The organism is Phaeobacter piscinae, assembly GCF_002407245.1.
GTDB classification, from domain to species: domain Bacteria; phylum Pseudomonadota; class Alphaproteobacteria; order Rhodobacterales; family Rhodobacteraceae; genus Phaeobacter; species Phaeobacter piscinae.
The window spans coordinates 739,384-756,525 of sequence record NZ_CP010681.1 but is presented as its reverse complement, the minus strand read 5'-3'; the positions used below and the strand labels follow the sequence as shown (position 1 = coordinate 756,525).

The 17,142-nt window shown below is 58.4% G+C and carries 12 protein-coding genes and 1 tRNA gene; 7 read left to right on the top strand and 6 right to left on the bottom strand.

All coding sequences use genetic code 11. The features are described from left to right. Nucleotides 1-12: 12 nt before the first annotated feature. The 3 genes from phaeop14_RS03435 to phaeop14_RS03425 form a co-directional block, all read right to left on the bottom strand. Nucleotides 13-828: an acyl-homoserine-lactone synthase gene (locus phaeop14_RS03435; RefSeq protein ID WP_244905804.1), complete on the bottom strand. Its 816-nt coding sequence runs from the start codon at nucleotides 826-828 to the stop codon at nucleotides 13-15. A gap of 13 nt (nucleotides 829-841) precedes the next feature. Beyond that, the gene (locus phaeop14_RS03430) at nucleotides 842-2,584 is read right to left on the bottom strand and encodes an ATP-binding protein (protein ID WP_192870824.1); all 1,743 of its coding nucleotides are present in this window, start codon (nucleotides 2,582-2,584) and stop codon (nucleotides 842-844) included. A 374-nt stretch (nucleotides 2,585-2,958) separates the two neighbouring features. Beyond that, nucleotides 2,959-3,034 (bottom strand) — tRNA-Thr (locus phaeop14_RS03425). A gap of 386 nt (nucleotides 3,035-3,420) precedes the next feature. Between phaeop14_RS03425 and phaeop14_RS03420 the strand changes: the two genes are divergently transcribed. Both phaeop14_RS03420 and phaeop14_RS03415 read left to right on the top strand, forming a co-directional pair. Then, nucleotides 3,421-4,410 carry a hypothetical protein gene (locus phaeop14_RS03420; protein ID WP_096788754.1) on the top strand — a complete coding sequence of 330 codons (990 nt, stop codon included), beginning with the start codon at nucleotides 3,421-3,423 and terminating at the stop codon, nucleotides 4,408-4,410. A 175-nt stretch (nucleotides 4,411-4,585) separates the two neighbouring features. Then, nucleotides 4,586-5,878, top strand: a complete 1,293-nt coding sequence (locus tag phaeop14_RS03415; protein ID WP_040172471.1) for an O-acetylhomoserine aminocarboxypropyltransferase/cysteine synthase family protein — start codon at nucleotides 4,586-4,588, stop codon at nucleotides 5,876-5,878. Nucleotides 5,879-5,945: 67 nt separating this feature from the next. Here phaeop14_RS03415 and phaeop14_RS03410 read toward each other — a convergent pair whose 3' ends face one another. Continuing rightward, nucleotides 5,946-6,662, bottom strand: a complete 717-nt coding sequence (locus tag phaeop14_RS03410; protein ID WP_096788753.1) for an SIMPL domain-containing protein — start codon at nucleotides 6,660-6,662, stop codon at nucleotides 5,946-5,948. A gap of 169 nt (nucleotides 6,663-6,831) precedes the next feature. Here phaeop14_RS03410 and phaeop14_RS03405 point away from each other — a divergent pair, with 169 nt between their 5' ends. Beyond that, a complete protein-coding gene (locus phaeop14_RS03405) occupies nucleotides 6,832-9,546 on the top strand; it encodes a hypothetical protein (protein WP_096788752.1) in 2,715 nt (904 codons plus the stop codon). Between the two features lie 120 nt (nucleotides 9,547-9,666). On the opposite strand, the gene hppD is transcribed toward phaeop14_RS03405, so the two are convergent. Next, complete coding sequence (gene hppD / locus phaeop14_RS03400) at nucleotides 9,667-10,767, bottom strand: 4-hydroxyphenylpyruvate dioxygenase (protein ID WP_040181478.1); 1,101 nt, start codon at nucleotides 10,765-10,767, stop codon at nucleotides 9,667-9,669. A 144-nt stretch (nucleotides 10,768-10,911) separates the two neighbouring features. Between hppD and phaeop14_RS03395 the strand changes: the two genes are divergently transcribed. From phaeop14_RS03395 to phaeop14_RS03385, 3 genes are all read left to right on the top strand, one after another. Beyond that, complete coding sequence (locus phaeop14_RS03395) at nucleotides 10,912-11,367, top strand: Lrp/AsnC family transcriptional regulator (protein WP_040172464.1); 456 nt, start codon at nucleotides 10,912-10,914, stop codon at nucleotides 11,365-11,367. Nucleotides 11,368-11,429: 62 nt separating this feature from the next. Beyond that, the gene (locus phaeop14_RS03390; RefSeq protein ID WP_040181481.1) at nucleotides 11,430-12,650 is read left to right on the top strand and encodes a PAS domain-containing protein; all 1,221 of its coding nucleotides are present in this window, start codon (nucleotides 11,430-11,432) and stop codon (nucleotides 12,648-12,650) included. A 235-nt stretch (nucleotides 12,651-12,885) separates the two neighbouring features. After that, nucleotides 12,886-14,778 (top strand): monovalent cation:proton antiporter-2 (CPA2) family protein, encoded by a 1,893-nt coding sequence (locus tag phaeop14_RS03385; protein WP_096788751.1) that lies wholly within the window; start codon nucleotides 12,886-12,888, stop codon nucleotides 14,776-14,778. A 72-nt stretch (nucleotides 14,779-14,850) separates the two neighbouring features. Here phaeop14_RS03385 and cobT read toward each other — a convergent pair whose 3' ends face one another. Further along, nucleotides 14,851-15,867: a nicotinate-nucleotide--dimethylbenzimidazole phosphoribosyltransferase gene (cobT, locus tag phaeop14_RS03380; RefSeq protein WP_040172577.1), complete on the bottom strand. Its 1,017-nt coding sequence runs from the start codon at nucleotides 15,865-15,867 to the stop codon at nucleotides 14,851-14,853. Nucleotides 15,868-15,966: 99 nt separating this feature from the next. Between cobT and cobS the strand changes: the two genes are divergently transcribed. Beyond that, nucleotides 15,967-16,725 (top strand): adenosylcobinamide-GDP ribazoletransferase, encoded by a 759-nt coding sequence (gene cobS, locus phaeop14_RS03375; RefSeq protein ID WP_040172458.1) that lies wholly within the window; start codon nucleotides 15,967-15,969, stop codon nucleotides 16,723-16,725. The last annotated feature ends 417 nt before the right edge of the window (nucleotides 16,726-17,142 follow it).

The following is a 17,142-nucleotide window of genomic DNA, read 5'->3' as shown; positions in this document are numbered from 1 at the left end:
CATTGAGCGCGCTTATGCTGCGTCTGCGTCGCTGCGTTGGCTTTTTGCATCGACCGTCAGGTGGTAGGCCTGACAGGTTTCGCCGCCTGCTTCAAACCTAGGCCCGGCGGAGGTGATCGACAGGCGCGCCCTACGCATCAGCAGCGCAGCTGTGACCGAGGTGATGCACAGAAAAGCGCTGATGTTCCACTCCTGCGCGAGCCGCGACAGGCCACGCTCCAGATGTCCACGCACATCTCTGCGCTCCCGCGCGCTCAGCGTGTCTTCGACAAAAAACCGGCTGACCTCCCAGATTGCGGCGTCCTGAGGCGCGGAATGATCCAGGACATTTGACGGCAGGCCAGGCAGCAGACCGAGTTGGGCATCACGCAACATGTAGCTGGTGGTCATGCACTGCGCAGTGGTGGGAGTCATTCGAAAACCGCCGAGGACTGTTTTTCCCTCATGAACAGTGCAGTAGATACTCTCTGGTGTGTCGTACTGATCAAACTCCAAGCCACGCACATTGGGTAGATTCCAGCGCCGCAACTGAACAAAATGACGATACCGCGCGCGCAGCATTTCAGTGAAGAGCCCGCCGGTCTCCGCAAAATTGTCGAATGTAATTTCTGTCGACTGCATCGCTGGCCCGGTCAGCTGTTCCAGCCCGAATGCAAACCTGCATTCCGGCAATTTATCGAAAATTCGACTCAACCTATCCGGAAAGCGTAAATTTTGAATTAATTCAGAACAGTCGCTCCGCTTTTTGCGGCAGCTTTTCAAGATCGGAGTGCGTAGGTCGAGAGTACCCTCGTTCGCGCGACCGCAGACGGCAATCTCTGCCGGCAACGCCCAAATGTCATCAAGCGGAACGCGCAGCCTGCATGGATGTAGCCTTGCGGATTTCCGAAAGCAAAACCGATTTTTTGACCGGTTTAGAAAGGTAGCTCACCGCACCGAGCTGCAGGAATAACTCCTGCTCATCCGCAGCGGCGTTCGCCGTCAGCATGATCACAGGTGTCGCCCCGATCCGCCCACCCCGCCGCAGCATTTCCGTCAGGGTTTCCCTGCCATTCATAACCGGCATCTTCATATCCAGAAGTACCAGATCGAATGGGCGGCGCTCTAGGCAGTCTAAGGCTTCGGAACCGTTTTCGGCATCAACGATCTGAACTCCGCTGTTCTTTAGAAACGCCCGCACAACCAATCGGTTGGACGCAGTATCATCAACCAGCAGAATGGACAGGTTGCCAAGATCGTCGACTTCAGTTCCCGCAGTCTGCGGCGGCAAAACCTCCACTTCCGAGGCTTCAAGCGCAGTGATAGGACAATGAAACGTAAAGCAGCTGCCCCAACCGCGGCCGGTCTGTACCGTAATGTCGCCGCCCATGATACGTGCCAGGTGGCGGGCGATCGCCAATCCTAGCCCGGTGCCGGGGACGTTAGGGGCATTCTTGTCCTTGGCGCGATAGAAATCGGTAAAAAGTTTTGCACTCTGCTCTGGCGTCATGCCGCGACCAGTGTCGGAAACAGCCACGCGTAGCCTGAATTGCCCATCGATACTTTCGCAATCTGCGACCACTTCGACCCGGCCAGCTTCCGTGTATTTTATCGCATTGGAAACCAGGTTTCCGATCACCTGCCGCAGGCGCAATGCGTCACATTCTGCATAGTCAGGAAGACCCTGTGCCAGCCTGACAGTTAGTGTTAGCCCCTTTTCATCCGCGCGTGCTCGATACATTTCGACAGCGCTGGAGATCTCTTCCCGCGGGGAGGCGGTAGCAAGATTTAGCTCGAACTGACCAGACTCGATCTTGGCGTGATCAAGAACATCATCAAGTATACCTGTGAGCGCCTGGGAGGATTTGCGCAAGAGTTGTGTCTGCTCCTTAAGCGTTTCGGACTCAGAATTCTCCTCCTCGATCAGTTCGGACATGCCACAAATCGCATTCAGAGGGGTGCGGATCTCATGGCTCATCGCAGCGAGGAACCGGCTCTTTGCGCGACTCGCGGCCTCCGCGGCGCCCAATGCCTCGCGCAGGCGCCCTGTCAACCGATGCTGCACCCACATGGCATGTACCATATAGGCTGCTCCCAACAAGAGAATGACCGCAGCGATCACCATTTCGCCGACGCTTGCGATACGAAGCAAAGTCGCACAAACCATGTATCCCACAGTGCAAATTATCGGCACAGCGGTGATGATCCCAAAGTAGAACCACGCTGATCGCGCAACCACCGAATGATTGAGTGCAATGATCAGCAGCATCGCCCCCATCAGCTTCGGGAAAGGCTCAGCATGCAAAAACAGCAGTAAAGACAGAGAATTAAACACGCAGACGCCCACAAACGCAGAGCCCGCAAATAGAACGGTTGCGCCCAGTGTCACCTCGGACGAGAGCCGACGATAAACGCGCAGTCCGACGAGCTCGACAAGAACGTAAGCGGTATAGACGACTGCCACGGTCTGTAGCGACAGGAAATAGAGAGAGAGCAACGACACCAGAGTGATCGAGGCAAACCTGGATGGGAGGTCAGATCGAACAAGTTGGTTTTGGCTGGCAATAGAGTTCGCGTGGTCTGTAGATAGTGAAAACAAACGCATCCTCCTCCCCAGTTTCGCTGGCCACCTCCCCCACCATCGTGTTCGCGCGTCAAAGGTGAGCCTCACCTAATTTGACCACAGCTAACCGATTCGCCCGTTCCGTTAAATTGCAGTCAAATGGTGACAGATGACTTAATATTACTTGACTGGCGTCGGCGACAGGTTGAACAAGCTCAATTCTTAATAAGATAGTTTTCCAGCAACTGAAGCGTGAGATGAACACGCAAGACCTAGGTTTGTTCAGTCAGGCACAAACGTGGGCCTGCCGAAGCAGCATATGCATCCCTACTATTGCTGTTCAGAGGGCCATCATCGAGATGGCGGCCCAAAACCGGCCTAATAAAGGCAGCAATAGAGCAATATCAGTTGAAAAATGGTGCCCCCACACGGACTCGAACCGCGGACCTACTGATTACAAATCAGTTGCTCTACCAGCTGAGCTATAGGGGCCTTGAGCAGCGATTTAGCGTCTCTCGCGTGGGGGTGCAAGATGAAAAGTTCATCTTGGCTGCGAGAAATTCAAAGCGGTTTTCAATGGTGTTTCCAGTTGGTTTTACTGTGGCTGATACCGACGCCATAGCTGCCTGATGAGCAACTGCTGTGGTATCTTCCCTGCGCTCGCCACGTGATCAGTCAGGTTCGGCGGTCGCGCCCCGCCAAATAGCTCTCTTCAGCTTGATCTGCGTTGCGGTCTGGACCCAAATGTCAAATCGATCCAAAGACATGCTGGTGACCGCTGCGGAAATATATGATCATGCCATCAATAAGATGGAAGGGGCTGTTGCGTGCCAGCGCAGGCGACGTGCTGACCGCCCCGAGCAACCGGAAGCAGTCGTATGACGGAAACACGTTTCAATATCATGATTGTCGGACAGGCGGGGCGGTTGCAATATGAGGCGGTGCTGTTTGCGGCCTCCCTGCGCCAATACGCTCCTGAATTTACAGGGCGGCTTTATGTGGCGGTCCCGCAGTCAGGCGCGCTCTGGACAAAGGATCCTAGTATTCGCAACAAACCGGTACTGGAAGCGCTGGAGGCCTTGGGAGCGGTTATTCTGCCGTTTCAATCCGTCACTTTTGGCGAGAGCTACCCCTATGGCAACAAGATTGAGGCGCTTCTGGCCATGCCAGAGGGCGAACCATTTGTATTCTTTGACAGTGACACGCTGATCACCGGTCCGCTCAACCAGATACCGTTAGATTTTGCCCGCCCCTCGGCGTCACTGCGCCGGGAGGGGACCTGGCCGAAGCCTACGCTTTATGGTCCCGACATGACCGGGATTTGGCGCGCGCTATATGATCGCTTTGGTCTGGATTTCGACAGCAGCCTTGATCACAGCCAGCCTGAAAATTTCTGGCGCCGCTATCTCTATTTCAATGCCGGCTACTATTATGGGACCTGTCCCCGCGCCTTTGGTCAGCGGTTTCTTGAGTATGCAGTCTCCATCCGCGACGATCTGCCAAAGGCCTTGATTGGCCAGTCGCTGGATCCCTGGTTGGATCAGATCGCCCTGCCCTTGGTCATTCACAGCCTTGGCGGTGGGCGGGCGACACTGCCCGAGGGCTATCTTGATGGGGAGATGAGTTGCCATTACCGCAGCCTGCCGCTGCTATACGCGCGGGAAAGCGATGATGTGGTCGCCGCGCTGGAGACCGTCGCCAGACCGAATAAGATCAAGAAAGTTCTGAAGCAATATGAGCCGATGAAGCGCATGATCTATCAGGGTCGCGGCGCCAAGGTACGCGCGATGTTTGATCGAGAGAACCTGCCTCGTAAGGAGCAGGCTTTGCGCAACCGGATCAAATCCGCCGGTTTCTGGATGCGATAATCAGCCTCTTAGACATGCGCACTCTGCGGAAGAGTGCCTCGTGTGCCCAGCCGGATCCTGCGCCACGCGAGGCCAGTGCCAAATTGCAGCTTGCCTTACCGGTCGTGGCAGAGTGTTCTTACGCGCGAAACAAGTTCCGACCAGTAGGGTCGACCATTCAAGGGGAGCACATTCAATGTCTGAAGCGCCAAGCTACGGGTTCGACACATTGCAAATTCATGCCGGCGCCAAGCCCGATCCGGCCACCGGTGCGCGGCAGACGCCGATCTACCAGACCACCGCCTATGTGTTTCGCGATGCAGATCATGCGGCGGCCCTGTTCAACCTTCAGGAAGTCGGTTTTATCTATTCGCGTCTGACCAACCCGACAGTGGCCGTGCTCCAGGAGCGCATTGCGACCTTGGAAGGTGGCGTTGGGGCGGTCTGCTGCTCCTCCGGCCACGCTGCCCAGATCATGGCGTTGTTCCCGCTGATGGGACCGGGATGCAATGTGGTGGCCTCAACCCGGCTATACGGGGGCACTGTCACCCAGTTCAGCCAGACCATCAAGCGGTTTGGCTGGTCGGCCAAATTCGTGGATTTTGACGACCCTGAGGCGGTGGCCGCAGCCATTGATGACGACACGCGGGCTGTGTTTGGCGAATCTGTTGCAAACCCTGGCGGCTATGTCACGGATATCCGCTCCATTGCGGATGTTGCGGATGCAGCGGGTGTGCCGCTGATCATCGACAACACCTCGGCCACGCCCTACCTCTGCAATCCGATTGCTCATGGGGCGACGCTGGTTGTGCATTCCACAACAAAATATCTGACTGGCAACGGTACCGTGACCGGTGGTGTGATCGTGGACTCCGGCACATTTGACTGGTCGGCAAATGACAAATTCCCGTCGCTGTCGCAGCCCGAGCCGGCCTATCACGGGCTGAAGTTCCACGAGACCTTTGGCGGGCTGGCCTTCACCTTCCATGGCATTGCCATCGGCCTGCGCGATCTTGGCATGACCATGAACCCACAGGCCGCGCATTATACGTTGATGGGGATTGAGACCCTCAGCCTGCGGATGGAACGCCACTGCGAGAATGCCAAAACTGTGGCTTCGTGGTTGGAGCAGGATCCGCGCGTGGACTATGTGACCTACGCCGGGTTGCCATCCTCGCCCTATTATGATCGTGCGAAAGAACACTATCCCAAGGGCACTGGCGGGCTTTTCACCTTTGCGGTGAAGGGCGGGTATGACGCCTGTGTCAAACTGGTGAACTCGCTGGAGATCTTCAGCCATGTTGCCAACCTTGGCGATACCCGGTCACTGATTATCCACTCTGCCTCAACCACCCATCGTCAGCTGACACCTGAGCAGCAGGAGGCGGCTGGCGCCGGAGCGAATGTTGTGCGCGTCTCTATCGGGATTGAAAACGCCGATGACCTGATTGGTGATCTGGATCAGGCTCTGAGCAAGGCGAGCAGCTAACCCGCTGATCCCCCGCCAGTGTTACGTCATAAGGAAAAGGCCGGGACATCCCGGCCTTTTTTGGTTCTCAGTCGTTTGTCGGCAGTTTGATATCGTAAACCACGGAAACGCTGTGGCTGAAGTTCAGCTCGCCTGCCTCGATCGGCATAGGAGCGCTGCGGGCCATCTCCATCGCCATCATCGGCTGGCCACCACCGGTATCGCGGTCGTGAATTGACCGCACAGGGCCCAGCTCAACCCCGGCGGCCTCCGCCAGCTGGGCCGCCTTGCGTCGTGCATCTTTCACTGCGGCGCCGCGGATCTGGTCCTGCACTTTCGCCGGATCAGCGACGCCAAAACTCAACCCCCGGAAATCATTGGCGCCGACTTTCAGCACCTGATCCAGCACCTCGCCGAGTTGATCCAGATCGCGGATGCGCAGGGACAGGGTATTAGAGGCGTTGAACCCGGTGATTTTGCGGCGGCCATCCGAATAGCTGCGGTCCTGAGACCAGACAGGGTTCAGCGAAATCTGCTGGGTCTGCATATCCTCTGCTGCGATACCGGCCGCCCGCAATTCATCAACAACCGCGACCATCTTGGTTGAGACGGCGGACATGGCGAGCGCGGCCTCTTCGGCCTCTTCAGTGACGCCCAGGGTGATTGTCGCCAGCGTCGGGGTGACGGCGATACGCGCCTCACCGGTGACCGAGATCTGGCGATCCACCGGGGTTTCCTGCGCATGGGCAAGCCCTGTTGCCAGCAGAACCGCCAGCGCCGAGGCAAAGATATGTCTAGCTTTCATCGAACTGCTCCTTTTTCTTGGTGTAACATGGGGATGGCAATTGACCGCCTGCAAGGGGGAAATCGTGTCTTTTCCTTTCCCTTGCGCGCGCTCTGCCTTATGGTCTGCGCCAAGATCGCCCTGCCACACTGGGGTATGGGCATACTAAAGCTGAAGGCGTGTTTGCATCATGAAACCGGGGTTTGCACTCTCTCTGTCCTCCACCGGCGTTGGCCTGTTGCAACGTGCCGCCGGTGGTTGGCGCCAGATTGGCACGGTCTCGCTGGATGTCGAAGATCTAAGCGGCGCGCTAGCGGATCTGCGCCAATTGGGCGAACGCCATGCGCAGGGGCCAATCGCGTGCAAGCTGATCATCCCGAACGATCAGATTCGATATCTTACGCTTGAAACCGGGGTCACCGATCCCGACAGCCGCCACGCCGCTGCTGAGCAAGGCCTCGATGGGGCCACGCCCTATCAGGTGGATGAGCTGGTCTTCGACCTGAGCGAGGATGGCGCACAAACCCATGTGGCCGCCGTCGCCCGCGAAACCTTGCAAGAGGCCGAAGATTTTGCGCTGGCGCATGGTTTCCTGCCGGTGAGCTTTGTTGCGATGCCGCAGGAGATGAGTTTTCTGGGAGAGCCGTTTTTTGGAGCGTCCCAAACCCTGCTTCAATCCGGCGAAGCCCTGGTTGAGCCTGACGGCGTCGCGGTGGTCGACATCGGCCCCGCCGACGCGCCGCCGACTATTGCTGACGCTGATGTGGATGCAGAGGGCGATGCAGACACGCCCTTAGACGAAAACGCATCACCCGAGGTGCCCCACACCACTGCGGCGCCGCTGACCACCACCGCTGATGATACTGCCTCTGCGGTCCCTGCCCCAACAGACCCCAAGGACGCATCTGCCGATGACAATCCCGACGATGTGTCTGACACTGCCGCAGCCAAGGGCAAAGAGGCCGACCAGACCATAGTTGAGCCGGATCACGTCCCAGACGCCGCGCCCGTCGCGGACACCGAAGACACACCGGCACCGCCAACAGCTGTAGCTGCGAGCGGATTTTCGACACGACGACGCAAGGATGGGCACCTGCGCGCGCAGAAAACCTCTGTACCAACGGCCTCCCCCACACCGCCCAAAGCCCCTGCCGCAACCAAGCCCGGTGTTGAGGCCAATACCGCAACGCCACGTACAGATACCAAGCCAAAGGACGGCCCGCGGGTGGTGCCTCATGCTGCCTTAGGCTCCATTGCATTGGCCGACAGCCCGGCGACACCGGGAGACGGCACCGCCAAAACCCGGCCGCCAACTGCTCCGACGGCCGGGCTGGTCATACCATCCCCCGCCGCCAAGGGCGTCATCCCGCCCGCCCCAAAGGCATCAGGCCCGGCGCCGGTTCTACCCCGCGACGACACAACGGAAATCCCACTCACCGAGACGCCCAAGGACAAGAAATCGCTTCATGAGGCTGGCAAGGCCTCGCTGCTGGCCGGCGTCTCAAAGCAGAAGGTCGGCGGCAAGCCACGGTTCCTTGGCTTGGCCCTAGTGAGCGGTCTGCTAATCTTCATGGCGATTGTGGTGGCTTGGGCGATCCTCGCCGACAGGCAGTCCCGCAACGCGGTCAGTGATGCAAGTACAGCGCCGTTGGACAGATCAGACACAAGTGGTCCCGGTGATATCGCGCCCCAAGTCAGCGCGATACCAGATCAGCCTGATGGGGGAGCGTTGTTACCGCTGGACGCAACGCCAGACGGCACAGCGCCCGATGACACGGCTGCCCCTGCGGAGGGTGATGAAGGGTTGTCCAGTACGGATACCGCGGTTCTGGACGCGCTGCGGCTGGAGCAGGACACTACTCCAACAGCAGGTGGAACGCTCACGGAGGATCTGGACCGCGCCGAGCTGGCCCCGGAAACGGATGAACCTGAGGTGACGGCAGATCAGGACACGTCGCTGACACGCGCGGCACAATATGCCGCAACCGGCATCTGGCAACACGCACCTGAAACGCCCGAGACCCCGGGAACAGATACGCTTGAGACGCTCTATGTGGCGTCAATTGACCCGACCGATATCTCCGAAGATGCAATAGCCCTGCCCGATCAGACCCTGTTCGCCACGGATCTGGAACTGGGCGCGATCAGCACCCCCACCGCCGCCGGACAGCAGTTTGAGCTGGATGAGCGCGGATTGGTCAAGGCCACCCCGAACGGGACGCTGAACCCGGATGGGATCATGGTGTTTCTCGGCCGACCTGAAAAGGTGCCCCCACCGACCCCTGCCCGTCCAGACCCGGACGTTGCCGCTGCAGCGGAGGAAGCCGCGCGTCAGGCGATCCTGTCGGAACTTCGCCCTAAACAGCGCCCCAATGATCTCGTCGAGCAGAATGAACGCGCGCAGCTTGGCGGATTGAGCCGGGCTGAACTGGGCGCGCTTCGCCCCCGCAGCCGCCCACCGGGATTGAAACCGCCAGAAGAAAACAGCCTGCCCGCAACCGCACAGGCGATTGCCCGCTCCGTTGTGCCCCGTGGGCGGCCAGCCAATTTCGCCAATCTGGTCGACCGTGCGCAGCGCAATCGCCAGCGCAATGCGGCGGCCAGCATCTCAGAGGCGGTCGCCAGCGCCCCGCCCCGGACAGTCACACCACGGATCCCATCCAGCGCCTCGGTTGCGCGGCAAGCGACCGTCGACAACGCGATCAATCTGCGCCGCGTGAACCTGATTGGTGTCTATGGCACCCCGTCAAATCGCCGCGCGCTGATCCTGATGCCCAACGGCCGTTACAAGAAGGTAAAAGTCGGAGATCGGATCGATGGCGGGCGTGTTGTGGCCATTGGCGACAGCCAGCTGCAATACCAAAAGGGCAATCGCAATCTAACGCTGAAAATTCCCAGCAGTTAAGACCAACCCAGCCGGAACGATACGACCACGGCGCAGAAGATGCCCCAAATTGCGAACCAAATCGAAAAAGCCGGACCAACCTGGGCCCGGCTTTTGTCGTTTTGGTCTGCAAATGGTTGCTTACTCAGCCCCTGCAAGCTCTCCGTTGGCAATCTGCTCACGCTCAATCGACTCAAATAGCGCTTTGAAATTACCCTCGCCAAAGCCATCATCGCCCTTGCGCTGGATAAATTCGAAGAAAATCGGTCCGATCACGGTTTTGGAGAAGATTTGCAGCAGGATCTTGGTCTCCCCACCATCAACAACACCTTCGCCGTCAATCAGGATTCCGTGTTTCTGCATCCGGTCCAGCGGTTCCTCATGGCCGACCACGCGGTCGTGGCTCATCTCGTAGTAGCTGGCCGGAGGGGCCGGCATGAACTTGATCCCGCGGTCTGAAATCTCATCCGTCGCGCCATAGATATCCTCACTACCGACCGCGATGTGCTGGATACCCTCGCCGTTGTATTTTTTCAGATAGGAGACAATCTGCCCGGTTTCGCCACGATCTTCGTTGATCGGGATGCGGATGCGCCCACAGGGCGAGGTCAGTGCGCGGCTCAGCAGTCCGGTGAATTTTCCTTCGATATCGAAGAAACGGATTTCTTTGAAGTTGAACAACTCACCATAGAACCTGAACCATTTGTCCATATTGCCCTTGAAAACATTATGGGTCAGGTGGTCGAGGTAATAGAAGCCAACACCGCGCGGTTTCGACTGGGTGAGCCACTCAAACTCAGTGTTATACGGCGAGGTGTCATAATACTGATCAATAAAGTAGATCAGCGAGCCGCCGATCCCCTTGATCGCAGGGACGTCCATCGTCTTGTCGTCGCCTTCATAAGCTTCTGCCCCTTTGGCGACGGCGTGTTCGAAGGCCTTCTGCGCATCGACAACACGCCACCCCATAGACGGCGCGCATGGACCATGATCCGCCACGAAACGCTCTGCGAAGCTGCCTTTCTCGGCGTTCAGGATATAGGTGATATCACCCTGCTGCCACAGCTCGATGCCCGGCTTGTTCTTGTGGCGCGCCACCAGCTCATACCCCATGCGCGCAAAAAGATCGCGCAGCTCCTGCGGGTCAGGATGGGCAAATTCGACGAACTCGAACCCATCGGTCCCGGCCGGATTTTCGGCGCTGATGACGGATTTCGGGGCATTATGCGGGAACGGACCCATGCGGCTTCCTCCAGGTAGGGAATAGTGTAGCTGCATGTAGAATATCGCACTTCAGATGCTTGTTTTGCGCATAGTTTAGGATATGCCAGTGTACAGATGCGCAAATCACGCGCATGATGCTGTATATTTGTGAAAGTCCCGCACATGTTAGACGCAACTGATCAGAAACTGCTCTCCGCACTGCAAAAAGACGCCCATCTGACCGCACAGCAGCTGGGGGAACTGCTAAACCTCTCAGCGAGCCAGGCCGGGCGGCGCCGACAACGTCTGGAGGCCGACGGCTATATCCGCAGCTACGAGGCGCGGTTGGATCCTGACAAGCTGGGGTTGAGTGTTCAGGGGTTTGTGCAGGTCCACCTAGAGAGTCACGGACCTGAACAATCTGAACGATTTTCACGGCTGGTCCGGATGCGCCCTGAAATCACCTCAGCCTGGACCATGACCGGCGAAGCTGATTATTTGCTTAGGGTATTTTGCACCGATCTTGCTGCCCTAAACCGGCTTCTGCACGAAATTTTGCTGCCGCACCCAACAGTCGCACGGGTTCAGAGCCAGATTGTAATGGCGCAATTAAAAAGCGATGGCCCCCTGCCGACTTAAGGTTCCGTGAACACTCGTGCGCTATACAATCACGGTACAGACTTAGAGATTGGATAGAGACCGTGTCCTTTGTAGATCGTCGCATTGAAAGCCGCCCCACCCGCGGCGAGGCTCCATTTGGGCTAAACGAGGTATTTTTCTCCCGCACCGATAGCCGCGGGGTCATCCTCGCCGGTAATTATGTGTTTCGCAGGGTATCCAACTACGAGTGGGAAGAACTGCTCGGCGCGCCGCATAACACCATTCGGCACCCAGATATGCCGAAAGGTGTGTTTAAATTGTTCTGGGACACCATCCAGAGCGGCCAGACCATGGGAGCCTACGTCAAGAACAAGTCGAAGGACGGTCTGCATTACTGGGTCTATGCTGTCGTAGTCCCTTGTGCCGAGGGCTATCTGTCGGCACGGATAAAACCAAGCAGCAAGTTGTTCGACGATGTTCAAGGCCTCTACGCCAAACTGCTTGCTGCGGAGCAGAACGAAGACCTGTCACCGGAAGAAAGCGCTGAGCGATTGAAGAGCTGGGTCGTCGATCAGGGCTACGACGACTATCGCCAATTCGCGACCAAAGCGATAAGCGAGGAACTGATCGCGCGTGACACCGGGCTGGATAATGAACCGGATCAGATGATAGTCGATCTGTGCCAGACGCTGGACAACGCCAAAACACTCGTCGGCGAGACTGAAGGCCTGATCAAGGATTTTGACGCCATGCATACGATTCCGCATAATCTGCGGGTTATCGCATCGCGCATCGAGCCCTCGGGCGGCCCCGTCACAGTGCTCTCACAAAACTACGGCGCGATGTCGCGTGAAATGTCTGATTGGTTTGCTGCCCATGTTATGGGCAAGGACAGCAATTTTGCTGTGATTGAAGCCGCGGTGGACGATTCTCTGTTTGTTGAGTGCATGGTTCGTGTTCTGAAGGAATGTGATATTCAGCTCCAAAAAGAACGGCGCAGCCTCGGAGAAATGGATATGCAGGGGGAACGTGATCTACTGGCTCAATTGGTGAGCGAGCAGCTCGAACGGGCCGGCAAGGGGCTTGATCAGGTGGAGCGCGAAGCCTCACGTATCATGCACGCCTGTCAGGTTATGCACCGCCATTTCCTGGGCCTCAGCTCGACCCGGGTTCTGTGTAAGATCGAAAGTGCCCGCCTCCCCGAGTCGGGTGAAACGCTGGCAGATATCATCGACCAGCTTGGCGTGTTTCAGGAACGTATTTCGCAGCGGCTGGAGCGTATTGCACGACTCAGCAGCGAGATCCGCTCCCTGGAGCGTTGACCATTCTCACCGGTGCCAAGTGAGCCTCGAAAGCAGCCCCTGTAGTTCCTGAAGACACGCGTGCCTTGGGCGACCACCGGAGGGCGCAGTTGGCCGGTCAAGTGGGTCTACGCGGGTTGCTTTCCCCCAACCATTTGCAGCCATTGCAGCGTCAGGAAAGGCCGCTCGGGCGCGCTGCACTGCGATGGCATGTTAAACATTGCCAAGCCGGGCACCGCTTGCGATACCAAAGCATATGGATGCATTTCTCTATCAAGCGACAATTTACCTTGCAGCCGCGGTGATTGCCGTTCCCATTGCGGCACGTCTCGGGCTTGGGTCGGTCCTAGGCTATCTGGCAGCCGGCATCATCATCGGACCCGTGTTCGGCTTCGTTGGAAGCGAAGCCGAAGATCTGCGCCATTTTGCCGAATTCGGCGTTGTTATGATGCTCTTTCTGATCGGGTTGGAGCTGGAGCCGCGCGCACTTTGGGCGATGCGGCATAAGCTGCTCGGTTTGGGCGGCCTGCAGATCCTCGTCAGCACGATGGCCCTGATGGGGGCCGCTATGCTGGCCGGCGAGACCTGGCAGGTGGGGCTGGCCGTTGGGCTGGCGCTCTCGCTCTCCTCAACCGCCATCGTACTGCAGACTCTTTCTGAGAAGGGGTTGATGCGGACCGGCGGGGGGCGGGCCACATTTTCAGTTCTGCTCACGCAGGACATCGCGGTCATCCCGATTCTTGCCTTGCTACCGCTGCTGGCGACCCAACATGGCGCGCAGATCACCGGGGATGGATCCATCGCGCGCACCGCTGATGACGCCCATGGCGCATCCAGCCACGCCACTCTCTCACTGGTCGAAGGGCTGCCGGGGTGGGCCGTCACTCTGGTGACCCTTGCTGCAATAGCTTCAATTGTGTTGGCCGGAGTTTATCTGGCACGGCCAGTGTTCCGGTTTATCCATGCCTCCAACCTGCGCGAAATGTACACGGCCCTGGCGCTGATGATCGTCGTTGGCATCTCCTTCCTGATGACGCTGGTCGGTCTCTCGCCTGCGCTTGGCGCTTTTTTGGCGGGTGTTGTGCTGGCAAACAGTGAATTTCGGCACGAGCTGGAGAGCGACCTCAACCCCTTCAAGGGGCTGCTTCTGGGCCTGTTTTTCATCACGGTCGGCGCCGGCATCAACTATCGCCTGTTTCTGGCCGAACCGGGCGATCTGATCGGTCTTGCCCTTCTGGTCATCATTGCAAAAGGCGCGGTGCTCTACTTTGTGGGCAAAGCGTTCGGCCTGAAGAAACGTGACCACTGGCTGTTTACGCTGGGCCTTGCGCAGGCGGGTGAGTTCGGATTTGTCCTGCTGGCATTTTCCCGGCAGCTCAATGTGGTGCCACCCGAACTGTCAGAGAAATTGCTTCTTGTGATCGCGCTATCCATGCTGATCACACCGCTGCTGTTCATCCTCCATGACCTGCTGTCGAAATACAGCAAGGACAGCCCCAAGGAACAGGCCGCAGATGAGATCGACGAAGAAGGTCCGGTCATCGTGGCCGGGATTGGACGCTTCGGTCAGATCGTCAATCGCCTGGTCCGTGCCAGTGGGTTCAATACCGTGGTTCTGGACAGCAACATGGCATCCGTGCAGCTGATGCGGCGGTTTGGCGTCAAGAGCTTCCTCGGTGATCCGACCCGCCCCGAACTGCTGAAAGCAGCAGGTATTGCAAAGGCTAAGGTTCTTGTTGTGGCACTTGACGACAGAGAGGCGGCGCTCAGGCTGGTTGCCCATGCCCGCCGCGGCTATCCGGATCTGCATATTATTGCGCGCGCATTTGATCGCAACCACGTGTTTGAGCTCTACAGGGCAGGGGCGAATGATATCGTGCGTGAGATGTTCGACAGTTCCCTGCGCGCCGGACGCTATGTTCTAGAGCAGATCGGGCTGAGCGAATATGAGGCGGCGCAAGCCGAACAGACGTTCTATGCCCATGATCGTCAGACCGTGCGTGAACTGGCGAGCCTCTGGATCCCCGGAACGCCAACCAGCGAAAACCCGGCTTATATCGCCCGCGCCCGTGAGCTGGAAAAAGATCTGGAAACAGCGTTGCTCGAGCTTGCTGAGGCCAAGAAGTCCTCCGACCAGAAGTCAGCATGACCGCGCCGCTGCGTCGCGCGGCCGGTCAGAAGGCGCTACGGCTAGGTGGTATCGGCGGCATATAGCAACGGCTCAACTGCCGGTAACGCCCGCCTCTTCAAAAGTTGCCATGCCGCTGTGGCACGCGACAGCCGCCCGCAGCACCTGGATGGCCAAGGCCGCACCAGACCCCTCCCCAAGGCGTAGATCCAGCGAGAGAAACGGTGGCTTACCAAGATGGGTCAGCAATGCGGCATGGGCGCTTTCGGCACTCTGGTGACCGGCGACGACATGATCCAGTGCCGCCGGGTGGGTCCGCATCAAGCAGGCGGCCGCCGCACAACAGATAAATCCGTCCAGAATGACCGGAATTTTCATCATGCGAGCCGCGGTCATGGCCCCGGCCATGGCGGCAATCTCGCGCCCGCCGAGGCGGCGCAGCGCCTCAACACCGTCGGTGATGGCCGGGCCGTGCAACGCCACCCCTTCCGCCACAACGCGAGTTTTGTTCGCAAGGCCCGTGTCATCGACACCAGTCCCACGTCCGGTCCAATCCCCGGCGTCACCGCCGAACAGCGCGCAGGCCAGCGCCGCGGCCGGTGTGGTATTGCCTATGCCCATCTCTCCCACCACAAGCAGATCGGCGGAGGGATCAACCGATTTCCACCCGGTTTGCAGCGCGCTAAGTAATTCAGCGCTGTCCATGGCCGCGTCTTTGGTAAAATCCTTCGTTGGCGTTTCCAGATCGAGACTATGGACATCAAGACGGGCGCCCGCCAGCTTGGCCAGCTGGTTGATCGCGGCGCCGCCGTGTTTGAAGTTGGCGACCATTTGCGCGGTCACCTCGCTGGGAAAGGCCGAGACCCCCTGTTGCACGATCCCGTGGTTGCCTGCAAAGACGATCACCTGCGGCGCGCGGATCACAGGACGCTCTGTGCCACGCCAGCTGCCATACCAAATCGCCAAATCCTCGAGCCGCCCAAGCGAACCCGGCGGTTTGGTCAATTGACTGTTGCGTTCGGCCGCCGCCGTTTCAGCCCGTTCATCCACGCCCGGAGCCTGCGCAAGCTGCGCACGAAAGTGATCAAGCGAAAAGAGCGGTGACAGCATGGAAAGCCTCATTGCATCGAAGGGGTCGTCGCAGGTAAAGCGGGTCATCCGTATGTACCGGTTCATCTTGACACCGCAAGCCCTCCGTGAGGCCCGCAAATGCGAAAAAACGACATATCTGGGGTAGATTTTCTGCTTGTGTTGATCTTGTTAACACGGTTGCCCATGCCAGTGTTGCAAAAACAGCGGTTTGCGCGGCATGCGCACGCGACATGGGCATTTCCCTTCGCCGGGGTTGCCGTTGCGGTACCGGCGTGTCTTTCTGCGGCGATCCTGCTTAGGGCGGGCCTGAATCCGATGCTGGCGGCTGGGATTGCGCTACTTATGCAAACGCTACTGACGGGTGCCATGCACGAAGACGGATTGGCGGACACCGCAGACGGGTTCTGGGGGGGCTTCACCCGTGAGCGGCGGTTGGAGATCATGAAGGACAGCCAAATCGGCACTTATGGTGTACTGGCGCTGATCCTGACAATTGGTCTGCGCTGGATGGCCTATGCGGGCCTGCTGGCGGCAGGTGCAGTGTGGGCGCTCTTGCCGGTGGCTATGCTGAGCCGGGCTATGATGCCGGCCGTTATGGCCGCTCTGCCAAATGCGCGCGCCACCGGCCTGTCCTCCGCCGTCGGGCGCCCTCCCTGGCGCAACTGCGGATTGGGGCTGGCGATTGCAACGCTAGCTGCCGTTCTAATCCTTGGCTGGACCGCCTGGGGACCCCTCCTGGCAATGTGTGTTGTGACTGCCGTCATCGCCGCCACCGCCCAGACCAAGATCGGTGGGCAGACCGGAGATGTCCTGGGGGCGACGCAGCAACTAAGTGAGCTTGTCGGACTGCTCTGCCTGACGGCCGCGCTGAGCTGAACGCCTCTATGTATTCAACTCTGTTGATGCTGATCTCTGCCTGCCCGTTACGGTGTTGACGACATCCTGTACCCAAACCAAGGCGGGGCAGCCCACTTTGGTTACAAGTATAGACAACTCGCTGCAGATTAAAGATCACTGCGTCAGCCGTACGAATAAGCCCCCCAACTCTAGAAAGAATACCAACTATATTTCGCCAACAAGCCTCCCCATGGTGAAGACGCTACTGCCAGTGGTTTCAGCCCCGCACCGCTGCCGCAGTTGAGAGGAGTGGATCAGTCTCATTCCCGCAAAATGCAAAAAAGGCACCCCTTCGGGCAGAGTGGTTTCCAAAAACAACCTCAACACAACGATGTGTGCCAACGAGTGGACGGATGAGCCAGAATCTAATGCTGGCGCCCGTTTTAGCTCCGCACG

Bases quoted from the DNA above. Each gene is read 5' to 3' on its own strand.
- phaeop14_RS03430 (WP_192870824.1), bottom strand. From the start codon at position 2,584: ATGCGTTTGTTTTCACTATCTACAGACCACGCGAACTCTATTGCCAGC.
- phaeop14_RS03420 (WP_096788754.1), top strand. From the start codon at position 3,421: ATGACGGAAACACGTTTCAATATCATGATTGTCGGACAGGCGGGGCGG.
- phaeop14_RS03415 (WP_040172471.1), top strand. From the start codon at position 4,586: ATGTCTGAAGCGCCAAGCTACGGGTTCGACACATTGCAAATTCATGCC.
- phaeop14_RS03410 (WP_096788753.1), bottom strand. From the start codon at position 6,662: ATGAAAGCTAGACATATCTTTGCCTCGGCGCTGGCGGTTCTGCTGGCA.
- phaeop14_RS03405 (WP_096788752.1), top strand. From the start codon at position 6,832: ATGAAACCGGGGTTTGCACTCTCTCTGTCCTCCACCGGCGTTGGCCTG.
- hppD (WP_040181478.1), bottom strand. From the start codon at position 10,767: ATGGGTCCGTTCCCGCATAATGCCCCGAAATCCGTCATCAGCGCCGAA.
- phaeop14_RS03395 (WP_040172464.1), top strand. From the start codon at position 10,912: ATGTTAGACGCAACTGATCAGAAACTGCTCTCCGCACTGCAAAAAGAC.
- phaeop14_RS03385 (WP_096788751.1), top strand. From the start codon at position 12,886: ATGGATGCATTTCTCTATCAAGCGACAATTTACCTTGCAGCCGCGGTG.
- cobT (WP_040172577.1), bottom strand. From the start codon at position 15,867: ATGCTGTCACCGCTCTTTTCGCTTGATCACTTTCGTGCGCAGCTTGCG.
- cobS (WP_040172458.1), top strand. From the start codon at position 15,967: ATGCGAAAAAACGACATATCTGGGGTAGATTTTCTGCTTGTGTTGATC.